Source organism: Rhodococcus sp. APC 3903 (assembly GCF_030407755.1).
GTDB classification, from domain to species: Bacteria; Actinomycetota; Actinomycetes; order Mycobacteriales; family Mycobacteriaceae; genus Rhodococcus_F; species Rhodococcus_F erythropolis.
In genome coordinates this window covers 34,756-49,967 of the sequence record NZ_JASDCV010000027.1, presented here as the reverse complement: position 1 = coordinate 49,967, position 15,212 = coordinate 34,756, and the positions used below count along the sequence as shown (strand labels likewise).

Below are 15,212 nucleotides of genomic sequence, written 5' to 3'. Positions count from 1 at the left end.
GGCACTTCTCATCAAACTCACACGAATGTGCCACCAAACTATTGCTATGGCACCAAAGTGGTGCCATAGTGATGCCATGGACTTGACACCGTACGTAGACAACCTTCGCCACGAACTCGCGGTGGCGGCCGAAGCAGGCGGAGAAGACGCAAAGGCCCTCGCCGATCGTTTGACCGCACCGCTGGAATCAGCAGTGCGACTCACCCTTCTCGACGCATTGTCTGCGGCAGCCGCCGAGATCACGCGTGACCTCGCCCCGGGCTCGGTGGACCTGCGCCTTCGGGGACGCGAACCCGAATTCGTGGTGGCACCAGCCATCAGCGAACCGGCTCCGGCCCCCGCCGAAGAGGAACCGACTCCGGCTCCGCGCCCCGTCACGGAGTCCGACGACGCCTCGATGACTCGAATCAACCTGAGGCTGGGGCAAGACCTCAAAGACCGGATCGAGGCGGCGGCCAAGGAAGCCGGGATCTCCGTGAACGCGTGGCTGGTTCGCTCGGCTGCAACTGCGCTGGAAGGCGGCATGAGCAGAAGCACTCCGAGACAGCGCACGTCCCAAGGCTCCGAAAGCTTCAGCGGCTGGGTGCACTGACACCGGCTTCACCTTTCGCACGACCCTCTATCACCAACCGAGACAACCTCATCGGGAGTATCACCATGCCTACATTCAGCACACCTGACCCCATCACCTTGAACTTCGACGTGGCAGTCGGACACATCCGGATCGCTGCGAGCAGCCGCAACGACACTGTCGTGGAAGTGTTGCCCAGCAACTCGTCTCGCGAGGTAGACGTTCGAGTCGCCGAACAAACGCGCGTCGAATTCGCAGGTGGCCGGCTACAGATCAAGACTCCGAAACAGCGCGGTCTCGGCATTTTCGGGAAGACAGGATCTGTCGACATCGCCGTTCAGCTTCCTTCCGGCTCGGAACTCGAAGGCACTGCCGCAGTTGCCAGCCTGCGCGCCGAAGGCACTCTCGGACGCTCACGCGTGAAGGTCTCGGCCGGAGATTGCACACTGGACACGACCGGACCGCTCAACGTCAGCACCGGCGCCGGAGCGATCATCGTCGAGCATGTGGCCGGTGACATCGACACGAGCACCGGGTCCGGAAGCATCCGCATCGGCCGCGTCGACGGCAACGCGGAGGTCAAGAATTCCAACGGCGACATCAACATCGGCACGATCACCGGCGCGCTGAAGGCGAAGACCGCCAACGGAAGCGTCGCCGTCGAACACGCCGAATCCGACGCGAGCGCCGCAACCGCCAACGGCGACATCCGTTTCGAGAGCATCGAGAGTGGAGTCGTATCCGCCAAGACGGCCGCCGGGCGAATCCATATCGGCGTTCGATCCGGAACCGCCGCACGATTCGACGCTCATACGTCCTTCGGCCGCGTCGACAACCAGATGAATGCCACGCACGGTCCGGCTTCCACTGAACGCCGGGTAGACGTCCGGGCGCAAACCAGCTACGGCGACATCGTCATTCGACGTTCGGAGCCCCGAGAAGAATCCAACAAGAAGATCTAGCGAAAGGAACGCTGATGTCCCGTAAACCAGCCATCACCGCGACGGGTCTGAAGAAGGCCTACGACGACAAGACGGTACTGGACGGAATCGACATCTCCGTCGACCGCGGAACCGTCTTTGCACTCCTCGGCCCCAACGGCGCCGGCAAGACCACCATCGTGGAAATCCTCTCGACCCTCGTTCCCGCAGACGGCGGCGACATCCGCATCGCCGGGTACAACCCTTCCGACGATCCTGACGCGGTGCGTTCGCGCATCGGTGTCACCGGACAATTCTCGGCGGTAGACGACTACCTGTCCGGCGAGGAAAACCTTCTCCTCATGGCCGATCTTCACCACCTCGGCAAGGACGAATGCCGCACTCGCACTGACGAACTCCTGGAGATGTTCGATCTGCAGGGCTCCGCGGACAAACTCGCGTCGACGTACTCGGGCGGAATGCGCCGACGGCTCGACCTGGCAATGACGTTGATCGGACGACCGGAGATCATCTTCCTGGACGAGCCCACCACCGGCCTCGATCCCCGGAGTCGACGCACCATGTGGCAGATCATCCGGGAGTTGGTCAAGGGCGGTGTCACCATCTTCCTCACGACGCAGTACCTCGAGGAAGCCGATCAACTGGCCGACCACATCGCCGTCCTCGATCAGGGACGGATAGTCGCCCAAGGTACGGCAGCGGAACTCAAACGACGCATCCCCGGCGGCCACATTCGTCTTCACTTCATCGATCGAGACCAACTCGACTCTGCTGCTGCTGTTTTCGACGAGTCTACCCGTGACGATGCCGCGTATGTTCTGCAGGTTCCCAGCGACGGCGGTGTCCGCTCGCTGCGCTCTCTTCTCGACCAACTCGACGCTCACTCGATCGACGTCAAGGAACTCTCCGTGCACACACCGGACCTGGACGACGTGTTCCTGACTTTGACCGCCACCGAAAGGACCGACGCGCGATGACCACCATGACGCTTGCCTATCAGGACTCGAAAACCATGCTGCGTCGCAGCATTCGACACATCCTTCGATATCCGTCGATGACGGTGATGCTTGTCGGGATGCCAGTCGTCTTCCTACTGCTGTTCGTCTACGTGCTCGGCGGAACGCTCGGGAACGGCCTCGGCCCAGGCGGTGGCGGCCGAGCCGAGTATGTCAATTACGTTGCACCGGCGATTATTCTGATGACTGTGGCATCAGCGGCACAAGGTACTGCCATCTCCGTCGCAACCGATATGACCGCGGGGATCATTGCACGATTCCGCACGATGGCGATCACGCGCACGTCCGTCCTGACCGGTCACGTTCTCGGCAGTCTCCTTCAGACGATCGTGAGCCTCGTTGTAGTCATCGCCGTGGCGATAGCCGTCGGCTTCCGGCCTACTGCAGGCTTCATGGAGTGGGTCGCCGCGTTTGCTCTACTCATCCTGGTCTCCATCGCGATGATCTGGTTGTCCGTTGCCTTCGGCCTCGTCAGCAAGAGCGTCGAGACGGCCAGTAATCTTCCAATGGTGTTGATCCTCTTGCCTTTCCTGGGAAGCGGATTTGTCCCCACCGACTCGATGCCGACCGTCTTGCGATGGTTTGCCGAGTATCAGCCTTTCACTCCGATCATCGAGACTCTTCGAGGACTTCTTCTCGGCGAAGCGATCGGGAACAACGCCATACTCGCGATCGGATGGTGCGTCGCAATCACCTTCCTCTCCTACCTCTGGGCGCGGAGTTTGTTCAATCGACGCCCGGTGCGCTGACCTCGAAACACACGATCTTCGAGAACAGGTACGGTGTCGCTGTCGTCGAGTTCCGAGGCGATGGCGACGTCGTGTGGAAACCCCATGACGATCAACTCGCGTCCTGAGGCACAGTCCCGCAGGCGGTCCTCGTACGAATCCGACACCGCTGTCCAGGCATCCGCCGCCATCTGTGTCTCGGGCGACAGGGAACCTTCCCAACCAGCCGCGGTCAACGCCGTGACAACCCCGCCGGCGCCCCACAGATCCTCCACTGCAGGACGCAACTCTCCACCGGGCCACTTCTCCCCGGATGCGACTATCGCAACCCGCGATCCCGGACCATGTTCGTGCACAATCCAATCAGCGACGACGGAAGCGTTCCTCAATGAAGCGCCGACACACACCGCAACCTGGGACGCCAACGCAAACGCGATAGTCGACCCGTTCGGCGACGGCAGTACCAGCCGACTCGGGACCTCGGACTCGCGAATCGTCCTGGGAGACAGACTGATCTGCCCCTCCCTTGCCACACTTCGTCGTACTGCAAGAACCGCATCGGCATCACGCGCGTAATCGACCGCACTCTCGTCGTTCCAGGAATAGGGAAGTACGTCGATTCCCGCGTCGGCGGCGACGCTCAGCGTCGTCGTGAACGAGAGAACGTCTACCACCACTGCCACATCGACGCCGACAGCAATTGCTTCGGCGCCGCGCAGGCCCCAGTCGAATCGAAGTCCGTACTCGAGTTGGCGATGCTCCGGATTCATCGCACCAGCATCTCAGAAACGAATCAGGTTGTCCTGCACGCACAAATCCTCGTGCTCGTACAGCGCTCGCACGGCAACTGGATCGTCGCCGGCGCACACCTCGGCGATATCGTCGAGCAGTAGGTCGTAGTCGGCGCCGGTCTTTCCGTCGTAGGCGTCCGTCATACGACCCCACTCGTCCCACGGCAGGGTTTCGACCTTGTTCATCGCGGCAAGATCCTTCACTGCGTTGCCGCGGATCTCGGCCGGCCCCCAGTTCTGGGTGCCGTACACCCCGAACTGGGACCCGTCGATCTCGCCGCGTCGATACGCCAGCCACGCCTCACCACCACTGAGGAATTCTCCCGGCTGCAGGTTATGGGCGTGAGGAAGGACGTTCTGTCCGAGGATCTCCGAGTCGATGCGGATCCACCGCTTGCCGGCGTCGTCCCAGTACTCGGTGATCCAGTGGTCCACGCCCTGTCCCGGTTGAAAGTAGGTGGCAAAACCACAGCGGACGCGAGCGGCAATTCCGCGATAGCGCAGAAACGCACAACTCAAAACAGCAAAGTGCCGACAGGTTCCGACGAGCCGCTTGTCGGGTTCTCGGGCGGAGGTCACCGGTGCCGGATCGAGCGCAAGCAAGCGTTGAAGCAGAACGCTTGCCGGCCGGATCTGGTTTTCGTCGAATCGGTCGGTGGGCAGATTCAGCGACCGTGCATCGGTGGTTTGGACCACCAGGTACGGCACTACCCGGCATATTTGCACGGGGTCGGTGGGGAGTGACTCGAGGGCAAGCGGGTCCACTCCGTCGATGCGGGTGAACGGTCCTGCTGATGTGTAGTCGAGAACCGCCGTCATGGGCGGAGACTAACAAACACTGCCGACACTGCCGCTCCACTATGGTTAGGGTCCCATAACCATGAAACCCGAGGTTGCTGTGAACCCAATGTTGAGCCGCCGTGCCATGCTGTCCGTCACCTTCGCAACAGCAGCAGGTTTTGCCCTTGCTGCCTGCGGCGACAGCGCGAAGGACGAATCCACTCCCGGCACCGAAGGTGCTCACGCCGAGGCCAACGCCTTCCCGGTGACGATCGACCACAAGTTCGGCTCCACCACCATCGGGCAGGCGCCCAGCCGCATCGCAGCGGTCGGCATCGGCGACGCAGACGTTCTGCTTTCCCTCGGGCTGACGCCCGTCCTGGTCCCGGTGTGGAAGGGATCGACCGACGACGGAATCGGAGTCTGGGCCGACTCGGCAGTCCAGGGCGCCGAGCCGACACCACTGGCCAACGCCACCACCGATTTCGACATCGAAACGATCGTGGCAGCAGCGCCTGACCTGATCATCGCCGTCAACAACGCGATCGACGAGGATCTGTACAAGCAGCTCAGCGCCATCGCGCCGACTGTGCTTCACGCCGCCGATCAGACGGATTGGGTGCTGCCCTGGCAGGAAGTCACGACCCGCATCGGTACGGCTGTGGGCGTTCCCGCGCAGGCAAAGCAGGAGGTCCAGGAAGTCGAAGACCTCATCGTTCGCACCCGCGCGGAGAACCCCCAGTTCGAAGGCAAGACAGCAGCTCTCGTCATTCGCTGGAGCGACGGAAATCTGCGGGCGTTCAGCCCTGAGGCAGCGCGCGCTCAGTTGCTCACGCAATTGGGATTCACGGCTCCTGCCGCACTGAAGGATCGGTTCGCGGGCAAGCTGAACTACGAGATCTCCGCCGAAAACTACGACCTCCTCGAGTGCGACTACCTGCTCTTCGACAACTACGAAAAGGCTCGCCCCGAGATGGAGACGCAGCCGGCGTTCACCAATCTGAACGTGGTCAAGACCGGCGGCCTGATCAGCTTGGACCCCATCGTCAGTGACGCGGTGTCCATGCCGAACCCGCTCACCATTCCGTTTGTGCTGGAAGATTTTGTAGCAAAGATCAATCAGACGATCGCGGGTCGATAACCTTCGTTCGACCGGACCACACCCACAACACCACAGCCGACACGGCCACGCAGACCGAAACGATCACCCATGGTGACGCCGGCGCTGCGTGGCCGTTGTCGACTAGGTCGTACACGAATCCGACTCCCACGGTTCCCAGGAGCGCGAGCAGACCGCCGATCGTGTTGAGCATGCCGAAGTGCGCTCCGAGGTTGTTTTCACGACCGAGGATGGCAATGGTGTCTCGCATCGGCGGCACCATCAACATCTGTCCCAGGTGCAGCAGCCCGATCCACACCGCCAGACCGACTATCTGCGTCGACGCCGAAACTGCGGAGTCGACGCCGGTGACCAGCGGAACCAGGAACGACACCGAAATGAGCACAAGCCCGAAGGTGATCGCGCGTCGATGCCCGATGCGGTGGGCAACCGCGACCGTCGGTCCCTGCCCGACGATCACCAACACCGCTGCGCCCACGTAGAACCATCCCAGCGCCGACTGCGAACCGATACCGCGCTCGAGCTGCTCCGGAAGCATCAGGTACAGCTGGCTGTACGCAACCAGCTGAAAACTGCAGAGCGTCGCGAAGAGCAGAAAGTTGTTGTTGGTCAGGACGCTTCGCCAGACGTCGCGCAGCGTATAGGTCGACACCGGGCCGTCGTGGGCATCGCCCGGCCGCGGGAACCAGATGAAGAACCCGACCCACATGATCGCGAACAGCAACGCCGCGCTCGACGCCGTCCACGAGAACGGAAACATCAACAGAGCAGCACCCAACGCCGGACCGATCACGGTTCCCAGACGACTGCACATCTGTTCCACTGCAAACAGATCCGTACGACGCATGACTCCTGAGGTTTCGAGTTCGCGTCCGTATTCGGCGTTGGCCGACTCCACTGCGGGTGCGAACAGAGCCGCGGCGAACCCGACCAGAAGCACACCGACGATCACCGCCGCCATGCTCTCGGCCAATCCGAGCATCAGGAAGCCGACCACGCGAACTGCGATGCCCAGCAGAATGATCGGACGCTTGCCGAACCTGTCGGCGAGGCTTCCGCCGATGAAGAACATGCCCTGCTGACTGAACATCCGGAGTCCGAGGACCAGGCCGACAATCCAGGCCGCGAATCCGAGGTCCTCCGAAAGGTGCACCGCGAGAAAGGGGACAACCAGATAGAACCCGATGTTGAACAGCACCATCGAAAGAAGGAGCAACTTCACCACCGGCGGCAGGACACGAACCTTCGCGAAGGTCTTGTTACCGGGGAAACGCTCACTGAGTACCACGACCAGAAGACTATTGCCCGCGCGGTGTTCTGTGGAAATCTGCCATTTTGCAATTGGTTAACTGTCCGTTTAGGTAGCGATGGTAATCATCTTCCGGGGGTTCGAGCACACGACAACGAGAGCCGGGATCTGATGAATGGATTGACGCGCCGCCAGATGGTCAAGGCGATGGCGGTAGCCGCAGGGACAGTCACCGCAAGCGCATTTACCTTGGGTGCCAATACCTCCGTCGCGGGGGCGAACCCCGCGCAGGAGGTCAAAGTGCTCTCCCTCAATACCTGGCACGGCGGAACCAAGATCAACGGTGGCCTGCAGCTGATCGCCGACATGATCATCTCGACCCAGGCGTCGATAGTTCTCCTGTCGGAAGCCGGCACTGCGACAACTGTATTGGCCGACATGCTGACCAAATCAGGAACCACCTTCTACGGAGCAGCGTCCTCCGACGTGGGGATTCTCTCCAAGTTTCCGATCGAGGAAACAGCCGACCTGAACTCGATGATCAAGGCAGTCGTGACGGTCGACGGCAAACAAATCGCTGCTTACTCGGCACATCTGGCCTACACGTCCTACGCGACCTATCTACCGCGCGGATACGGCGCGGGTGTTCCCAAGCCTGGAGAGTTCTCCGAGTTCGGCTGGAACAAGATGCCGTCCGGTCCGGTCACGGACCCCGAGACGGTTCAGCGTGTGAACGTCAATTCGGGACGACCCCTGGCAATTTCGACGTTCATCGACGATGCGGCCGCAGAACGGGCGAAGGGCAGGTCCGTCATCCTCGGCGGCGATTTCAACGAACCGTCGGCCCTGGACTGGACCGACGGCACGCGAAATCTGTTCGACCACAACGGTGTCGTCATTCCGTGGGAATCCACCCGTCTGCTCGACCAAGCCGGATTTGTCGATGCATACCGCAGCAAGTACCCGAACCCGGCTACACACCCGGGCTTCACCTGGCCGTCCGACAATCCCGACGTCGACACCTCACAGCTCACCTGGGCACCCGAGGCAGACGAACGCGATCGGATCGACTACATCTTCGCCGACCGCGCTTCCGACCTGAAGTTGGGATCTGTGGGAATCATCGGACCCCGAAAGACGATCGTGCACAACAAAAGAGTGGAGGAGAACTCCCAGGACAACTTCATCGCTTCACCGACGCCGTGGCCGACCGATCACAAGGCCGTTCTTGCGACGTATCGTTTTGCCAGCTTCGGCGGCGGATCATCTACCGGTTCGTGGAGCGGTTCCTGACAGGGCATCTCGTAGCCAGTCGATCATCATCGGCGTCAACTCGGGCAGCTTGGTCACTGCGCAGTGCCCCGCATCCGGGATGACGTGTACCTGCGTGTTCGGGCGCTCTTCGAAGAGTGTTGTGTCCGAGAGCGGGATGTGAACGTCGTCGGCCCCGTTGACCACAAGCATCGGGGTCCGGCCGTCGTCGGCGGTCATCAAGACACTGCGATCGAACGCACGGAGACCCTGTACCAGCGCCTCTTTGGTTGCCGGGGCATCGAAACCCAGTGCGTTTCCGACGATGTCGCCCATGCCGTAGACCAGGCGCTCGGCATTCGCGGTCTCGAACGCACCCTTGACCGGGGCACCGATGTTGATCACCGCATCGACGGCGCCGGTCAACCCCGAGCGCACGGCGAAGTTTCCACCGAAGGAGACTCCCAGGTGCGCCACCTGCCCGTTGCCGAGAGCGCGAGCCGTCGATACGAGCCCGTCGATCACCTCGTCGCCGAAAGCATCGAGAGGAACGGGTGATTCACCAGTTCCCGGCTGATCGAAAGCAACAACCGTCACCCCGGCGTTCTTCGCGAACGCGCTGGCCAACGGATGCATGTCCATCTTCCAGCCGTCGACGCCGCCGCTGAGCAACAGGACGGGTGTGTCTTCGTACCGTCCGTCCGCCGAGAGGATGTGTACCGGTAGCTCGATCTCGCCGTTTCGGTAGGGCAGGGCGAGGATTCGACGCTCGAACTCGAGCCCGAATCCTGGTGCTGCCTTGACGTATTCGTCCACCTGATTGCGCAGAGCCCGTCGACGGGATTCGTTGGCCAGCACCGGGAACTTGGCGATTCCGTAGATCATCGCTGCCAGGGAATGATTGCCGGCCGCGGAGTACTTCGCCGCCAGCGCCGACCACTCGTACGACCAACCACCCGGCGCGTCGGCCCAGGTCGAGTTGATGGACGCGCGCAGTTCCTCGAGATCCGAGACGGGGAGCCCGAAGCTCAGAAACTGTCCTGTGCGCTCTTCGAAGAGGCCTCGGTGATCGACAGGAAATTCGTATGACATGGGAAAACACCCCTCAATTCATCTCTAATGCAACGATCAGTTGCATTAGCTCAGTGAACCACGCGTCTCCAGCTAACACAACACCTTGTTGCGATAAGGTTGACCCATGACCTCGACACCACAACGGCCCGGAGGGCGTAGCGCCAGGGTGCGCGAGGCCGTCTTGGCGGCCACCGCGGCCGAACTGTCCGAACGCGGATTTGCAGCGATGACCATCGAGGACATAGCCGCCCGTTCCGGAGTCCACAAGACCACGATCTACCGGCGATGGAGCACGCTGTCCCAACTGGTGGCCGACGCGGCCGTCGAGGTATCGGCAACCACCGTCCCCATCCCGGATACCGGTTCCATCGAATCCGACCTGCGCGAGATGGCCAGATCGATAGTCGCACTGGTGACAAGCGAGTCGGGCGGCGCGTTGGTGGCTGCACTGTTCTCGGACGCGGTTCGTACGCCAGAAGTGGCGAGACTCAAGCGCGAGTTCTATTCCGCACGTTACGAACTGGCCGACATCGTGGTCCGCCGAGCAGTCGAACGCGGGGAAATCTCCGAGAAGGTCTCAGCTGCTGATCTTCTGGCGGCCGTCGCCGCGCCCATCTACTATCGCCTGTTGGTCGCCGATCTACCTGTCGACCAGTCGGTTGCCGATCGCGCTGCTGCCGGCGCGCTCGCTGCGGCGCACGCCGGAGCACTCGATCAGACCGAATGAGCCAGTGAATTCAGCGCTTCCACGATTGCCTCGTTGAATCCACCCCCGCCATGCCCGGCGTCGTCGAGCACCACCAACTCACTGCCCGGCCAACGCTGGTGGATCGCCCAGGCAGTGTCGAGTGGTCCGGAAATGTCATACCGGCCGTGCACGAGAATCGCGGGAATCTCGGCGAGACGGTCCATTCCGTCCAGGATCTGATTCGGCGCGAGGAAGCAATCGTTGGCCCAGTAGTGCGTGACCAGCCTGGTCATCACCCGACGGAAGTCCGGATTCTGGTATCGAACACTCGGAGTCCACCCCGGCATCAGCGACACATGTACGTCTTCCCAGCGGCACCACTGCACCGCAGCATTTTCCCGCACAACAGGATCCGGATCGGCGAGCAGTCGCGCGTATGCCGCCGGGAGATTCCCGTCACGCTCTTCCACCGGCAGCGGCGCGACGAACTCTTCCCATTCACGCGGAAATATCCTGCCCATGGCACGGGTGATCCATTCGATTTCCACTCTCGTCCCGCCGGTGATCGCGCCCAAAGCCATCGCGATCACCCGCTCGGGAAACGCTTGGGCGTACACCAGACCCAAACTGACGCCCCAAGAAAGGCCGGAAACGATCCATCGTTCGATACCGAGATGTTCACGAAGACGCTCGATGTCGTCGAGGATGTGCGCCGTCGTGTTCACGGTGAGATCGACGTCCGGGCTACTCGCGAGAGGAAGGCTGCGCCCACAGCCTCGTTGATCGAACAGAACTGCGCGAAAGGTTTCGGGATCGAAAAAACGCCTGGCGCCGACAGTGCATCCCGCACCGGGACCGCCGTGGAGATAGAGAACCGGGACACCGGCCGGGTTACCGACGGTCTCCCAGTAGAGGCTCTGACCATCGGGCACTTCCAACAGTCCCGACTCGTACGGTTCGACGGGCGGGTACAGGACAGCGCTCATGGGCGGTAATTCTTCCATCAACCGACGTGTCCGGTAAGCAGCACGCGTCCGGGCTATGGCCTAGCGTGGACAGGACACCTCTGCGACGGGAGTACACCAGATGCGTGATGGGTTCAGGTTGCCGGGGTACGGCGGCGCCGCGGTATTCCTTCGCAGTCATGCGGCACCCGCCGCTGTCTTCGAATCCGACGTACCCACACTCGTTTTCGACGTAGGCCTGCTCAGCCCCGATCGGTTCAATCAGTATCTCAGCAGACACACCGACGAAGGATTTGTCGAACGGCTGGCGGCGTTCTTCTTTCACGCGGCCGCAGACTTTCATCCCGAGAAATCGCTTCCGGCGTTCACCGACGAACGACTCGGGCTGATGATCTCGGTCTGTTCCAGCACCGATCGAGAGGTGGAACTCGACTTCTCACTCGCCGAGGATCCCGAATCGGAGGACACCGAACGCGACGAGATGACCTTCGAGACAAGCCGAGTCGTCCTCGCGACCTCGGCTCAAACGGTTTCTCGACTCACCGGTGGAGTAACCACCCACTTCGACGGAGAGTGGTGACGACATGGGTTTCCTCTTCGAGGTTCTCGATTTTCCCGACGGCAGTCGGATGACCGACCTGTGGAACAACACGTGGGCCGAGCCGGCAACCGGAGAGGAGATCGCGTCCGGCCACTTCATCCACCTCGGAGACGATCAGCACGTCGACGTGGAGACAGATTTTCTCAGTAGCCACCTCCCCTTCAACGTGGCAGGCTTCGGCGGAGTCTTTCCCGACGGCAAACCCTGGATGTTCGTCATGCAGAAGGCACCGGCCGACCTCGCGACCAGGCTGCGCGGTGAGGACGATCCACACTCGCTTCTGCGCGGATCACTCGACCGCGCCATGTCTTTCAATCCCGATGCACTGGTGGCCGAGGAATTGTCCTGGAGGCATGACGATCTGGTGAAGGTGTACGAGGAAGAGGGGATCCCAGCAGTATCCATCGCCGGCTGGTCGGCCGCGGACCTCCTGCGCGGCCTCTTGGCGCAGTGTTGCAATGCCGAACTTGCCGCCGTCGTCGCCGGATACCCCGAATGTGCCTACCCCGAATCGGCGCATGCGTGCGAAGCAGACGTGTTCTCCGACGTGTTCGCCGGTTGGGTCAGCGGACTGCGGTGATGTGACGGAGGAGACCCCACCCTCTCGATCTTTCGGAGTACACTCATTTATGAGCTTGATCCGAAATGAAGCGAGGTGAGCGGGATGACGAAATCGGACCAAGAGTTGGGTCGTCGTGAACGCAACAAACTCGAGAAGCAGACACGCATCTTCGACGCCGCGGCCGAACTGTTCGCGGAAAAGGGCTACAGCGCAGTCACAACTCAAGAAATTGCCGACCGCGCCGATGTAGCCGGTGGCACCCTCTTTCGTTACGCCGCAAGCAAAGCCGAGCTACTGCTCATGGTGTACAACGCGGAGTACCGCAAGCAGATCGAACTGGGAGAAGAGCGTGAGGCCAAATCGACGGGCACAGAAGATCGTGTGCTCGAGCTGGTTTCACCCCTGCTGATCGCGAGTCGCCGAAACGACGAGAACACTGGTATCTACCAACGCGAAGTGTTGTTCGGCGAGCCCAGCGAATGTTTCCGGGCCGAAGGTCTGGAACTCTCGCAGCGCTTGCAAACGCGGATTGCGCAAATCTTGCTCGAGGGGCACCCCAACCACACCACCCGAACCATCACTGCAGCGCGAACGATTTCCAACGTGCTGCACTTCGAAATAGCCCGCGCGGCATTGGACCGGATCACGGCTGACGAACTCACGAACATCGTTGCCGCACAAGTTCGATTGACGCTTGCCGGACTACCCACCGAAAAGGATTGAGGATCGAAAATGACTGAACTGAAGCAGATCACCGTTCTGGGTACCGGAGTTCTCGGCTCGCAGATCGCCTATCAGACCGCCTATCACGGATTCGACGTCGTCGCGTACGACATCAACGCCGAGGTCATCGAGAAGGCCAAGGCTCGGTTCGACTCGTTGGCCGCGGCCTACAAGGCCGAAAACGTCGACGGGGCCAAGGAAGGCAAGGCCGACGAAGCGCTACAACGTATTACGTACTCGTACGACCTCGCCGAAGCCGTGACCAAGGCCGATCTTGTCATCGAGGCAATTCCCGAGGACATTGCCATCAAGCGCGACACCTACGAGAAGCTCGCCGCAGTAGCTCCTGAGCACACGGTGTTCGCAACCAACTCCTCGACGCTTCTGCCGAGCGACCTCAAGGAGTTCACCGGCCGCCCCGAGAAGTTCCTCGCACTGCACTTCGCAAATCACGTGTGGGTCAACAACACTGCCGAGGTCATGGGCACCGAGTCCACCGACCCCGCCGTGTACCACGAGGTCGTCGAATTCGCGAAGAACATCGGCATGGTGCCGATCGAACTCAAGAAGGAGAAGGCGGGCTACGTACTCAACTCGCTCCTGGTCCCGCTCCTCAATGCAGCATCCGACCTGCTGATCGACGGCATCGCCGATCCCGACATGGTCGACAAGACGTGGCGTATCGGCACCGGAGCCCCGTTCGGCCCCTTCCAGATCATGGATGTCGTCGGGTTGACCACCGTCTACAACATCTCCTCCCAGGGCGGCGAGAAGCAGCGCGCGTTCGCCGACTACATCAAGAAGAACTACATCGACGAAGGCAAGCTCGGCGTCGCTGTCGGCGAGGGCTTCTACAACTACAAAGGCTGATCAACTGCCGGGCTGATCAACTGCCGGGCTGATCAACCAACAGAGCTGATCAACCAACAGGCTCACCGCGCGGTGGCTACGACGTGAATTCACGTGGTAGCCACCGCGCGGACGTCTGTTGTCAGTAAGTCCGAAACCACCCTGAGCGATTGTGACGCAAGCTTCTTCACGTGCGAACCCATCCTCAGGAGAGATCCCCACATGCGTCGTTCCGCCATCTCGGCACTCACAACACTGGTACTGCTCGGCGCCGGAACACTGGTCAGCACACCCGCTGTCGCCGCTCCCCTCGCGTGTGGCGGAATCTCCACCGGTTCGTTCTCAGGCTCCGCCGGCGGCTCGGAGTACCTGTGCGCCAAAGAAGGTGACCTTCTGGACGTGCGCATCGGCGACGTTCATGCGACGCAGCCTTCCCTCGGCTACGACGAGGTGTACTACAAGCTCGGGCGATACACGCTCGGAAAAGACACGATCAACAAGAAGTTCGACGACTGGTGCGAGGCGAACGGCCAGATCCAGGCTGCGACCGCTACTCCTGCCTCGACGCTGAAGGACCCGTCGTCCTTCACCTGCCAGCTTCCAGTGGGTCAGGAAACCGCCGAGAGCATCGCGCCCATGAAGACCGTGGTCGTCGGACCCCGCGGCGATCTCTACCTGACCGACGGTCACCACACCCTCACGTCCTTCATCGAGACGGCCGACGGAGGCCCCGACCTGCACGTGCGACTGCGGGTTCTCGGCAACCTCAGCGGCCTGAGTGAAGGCGCCTTCTGGACCGAGATGGAAAAGAACAAGTGGGTCTGGTCGCGTGACGTGGACGGAAACCAGGTACCGGTCCAGTCCCTGCCGAAGAGCGTCGGCCTGGCCAACTTCGCCGACGACAAGTACCGCAGCCTGATGTACTTCTCCCGCGACATCGGATTCGCCGCCGGCACGATTCCGTTCCAGGAGTTCTACTGGGGTGCGTGGGTCCGCGACGCCGCGCCCGTCGACCTCACCAACTGGAATCGCGACGACCTCTCCAGCTACCTGGCCACCGTGAAGTCGGTGACCAAAGCACAGACCGCGTTGGCGGGTGATGCCGTCGTCGACAGCGGGTTCACGGCTACCGATCTCGGAGTCCTGCCGGCCTGGAACGACGGCAAAGCGGAGTCAAAGGGCGAGTTCGCAAAGCTGTCGAAGCCGTACACAGACGACAAGCCGGGCAAGATCGCCTACGCACTTGCCTACAAAGCAACCCTCTGACCTGCTCGGATCCAAGTCACACCCAGCAGACTTGACT

The 15,212-nt window shown here is 61.5% G+C and carries 17 protein-coding genes; 12 read left to right on the top strand and 5 right to left on the bottom strand.

Annotated features, from left to right (window positions below; translation table 11 throughout):
* Nucleotides 1-76 precede the first annotated feature (76 nt).
* From QMA15_RS27945 to QMA15_RS27930, 4 genes are all read left to right on the top strand, one after another.
* The gene (locus QMA15_RS27945) at nucleotides 77-592 is read left to right on the top strand and encodes a toxin-antitoxin system HicB family antitoxin (RefSeq protein ID WP_029256566.1); all 516 of its coding nucleotides are present in this window, start codon (nucleotides 77-79) and stop codon (nucleotides 590-592) included.
* A 65-nt stretch (nucleotides 593-657) separates the two neighbouring features.
* Entirely contained in the window at nucleotides 658-1,533 is an 876-nt protein-coding gene (locus QMA15_RS27940) for a DUF4097 family beta strand repeat-containing protein (protein WP_021333362.1), read from the top strand.
* A 14-nt stretch (nucleotides 1,534-1,547) separates the two neighbouring features.
* A complete protein-coding gene (locus tag QMA15_RS27935) occupies nucleotides 1,548-2,489 on the top strand; it encodes an ATP-binding cassette domain-containing protein (RefSeq protein ID WP_279163430.1) in 942 nt (313 codons plus the stop codon).
* Entirely contained in the window at nucleotides 2,486-3,277 is a 792-nt protein-coding gene (locus QMA15_RS27930) for an ABC transporter permease (protein WP_092765511.1), read from the top strand. The genes QMA15_RS27935 and QMA15_RS27930 overlap by 4 nt, the downstream gene beginning before the upstream one ends.
* Here QMA15_RS27930 and QMA15_RS27925 read toward each other — a convergent pair.
* Together QMA15_RS27925 and QMA15_RS27920 are read right to left on the bottom strand one after the other, a co-directional pair.
* The gene (locus QMA15_RS27925; protein WP_279163429.1) at nucleotides 3,232-4,026 is read right to left on the bottom strand and encodes a 2-phosphosulfolactate phosphatase; all 795 of its coding nucleotides are present in this window, start codon (nucleotides 4,024-4,026) and stop codon (nucleotides 3,232-3,234) included. The two genes, QMA15_RS27930 and QMA15_RS27925, sit on opposite strands and share 46 nt — an antisense overlap.
* Nucleotides 4,027-4,038: 12 nt before the next feature.
* Complete coding sequence (locus QMA15_RS27920) at nucleotides 4,039-4,866, bottom strand: transglutaminase domain-containing protein (RefSeq protein WP_279163428.1); 828 nt, start codon at nucleotides 4,864-4,866, stop codon at nucleotides 4,039-4,041.
* Between the two features lie 88 nt (nucleotides 4,867-4,954).
* Between QMA15_RS27920 and QMA15_RS27915 the strand changes: the two genes are divergently transcribed.
* The gene (locus QMA15_RS27915; RefSeq protein ID WP_225989364.1) at nucleotides 4,955-5,968 is read left to right on the top strand and encodes an ABC transporter substrate-binding protein; all 1,014 of its coding nucleotides are present in this window, start codon (nucleotides 4,955-4,957) and stop codon (nucleotides 5,966-5,968) included.
* Here QMA15_RS27915 and QMA15_RS27910 read toward each other — a convergent pair.
* A complete protein-coding gene (locus tag QMA15_RS27910) occupies nucleotides 5,943-7,235 on the bottom strand; it encodes an MFS transporter (RefSeq protein ID WP_279163427.1) in 1,293 nt (430 codons plus the stop codon). The two genes, QMA15_RS27915 and QMA15_RS27910, sit on opposite strands and share 26 nt — an antisense overlap.
* Nucleotides 7,236-7,367: 132 nt before the next feature.
* Here QMA15_RS27910 and QMA15_RS27905 point away from each other — a divergent pair, with 132 nt between their 5' ends.
* On the top strand, nucleotides 7,368-8,489 hold the full coding sequence (locus QMA15_RS27905; protein WP_133727306.1) for an endonuclease/exonuclease/phosphatase family protein: 1,122 nt from the start codon (nucleotides 7,368-7,370) through the stop codon (nucleotides 8,487-8,489).
* Here the strand turns inward: QMA15_RS27905 and QMA15_RS27900 are convergent.
* Nucleotides 8,460-9,539: an alpha/beta fold hydrolase gene (locus QMA15_RS27900; protein ID WP_134998978.1), complete on the bottom strand. Its 1,080-nt coding sequence runs from the start codon at nucleotides 9,537-9,539 to the stop codon at nucleotides 8,460-8,462. The two genes, QMA15_RS27905 and QMA15_RS27900, sit on opposite strands and share 30 nt — an antisense overlap.
* A gap of 106 nt (nucleotides 9,540-9,645) precedes the next feature.
* Here QMA15_RS27900 and QMA15_RS27895 point away from each other — a divergent pair, with 106 nt between their 5' ends.
* A complete protein-coding gene (locus QMA15_RS27895; protein ID WP_020971207.1) occupies nucleotides 9,646-10,248 on the top strand; it encodes a TetR/AcrR family transcriptional regulator in 603 nt (200 codons plus the stop codon).
* Here the strand turns inward: QMA15_RS27895 and pip are convergent.
* Nucleotides 10,236-11,195, bottom strand: a complete 960-nt coding sequence (pip, locus tag QMA15_RS27890) for a prolyl aminopeptidase (RefSeq protein WP_279163426.1) — start codon at nucleotides 11,193-11,195, stop codon at nucleotides 10,236-10,238. The genes QMA15_RS27895 and pip overlap by 13 nt on opposite strands.
* Nucleotides 11,196-11,295: 100 nt before the next feature.
* On the opposite strand from pip, the gene QMA15_RS27885 reads away from it, so the two are divergent.
* The 5 genes from QMA15_RS27885 (at nucleotide 11,296) to QMA15_RS27865 (ending at nucleotide 15,175) form a co-directional block, all read left to right on the top strand.
* Nucleotides 11,296-11,754, top strand: coding sequence for a hypothetical protein (locus QMA15_RS27885; protein ID WP_029256574.1), 459 nt, complete (start codon nucleotides 11,296-11,298; stop codon nucleotides 11,752-11,754).
* A 4-nt stretch (nucleotides 11,755-11,758) separates the two neighbouring features.
* Nucleotides 11,759-12,355 carry a hypothetical protein gene (locus QMA15_RS27880; RefSeq protein ID WP_279163425.1) on the top strand — a complete coding sequence of 199 codons (597 nt, stop codon included), beginning with the start codon at nucleotides 11,759-11,761 and terminating at the stop codon, nucleotides 12,353-12,355.
* A gap of 84 nt (nucleotides 12,356-12,439) precedes the next feature.
* Nucleotides 12,440-13,060 (top strand): TetR/AcrR family transcriptional regulator, encoded by a 621-nt coding sequence (locus QMA15_RS27875; protein ID WP_021333352.1) that lies wholly within the window; start codon nucleotides 12,440-12,442, stop codon nucleotides 13,058-13,060.
* 9 nt (nucleotides 13,061-13,069) lie between these two features.
* Complete coding sequence (locus QMA15_RS27870; protein ID WP_134998980.1) at nucleotides 13,070-13,930, top strand: 3-hydroxyacyl-CoA dehydrogenase; 861 nt, start codon at nucleotides 13,070-13,072, stop codon at nucleotides 13,928-13,930.
* A 201-nt stretch (nucleotides 13,931-14,131) separates the two neighbouring features.
* Nucleotides 14,132-15,175, top strand: a complete 1,044-nt coding sequence (locus tag QMA15_RS27865) for a ParB/Srx family N-terminal domain-containing protein (RefSeq protein ID WP_092765501.1) — start codon at nucleotides 14,132-14,134, stop codon at nucleotides 15,173-15,175.
* Nucleotides 15,176-15,212 lie beyond the last annotated feature (37 nt).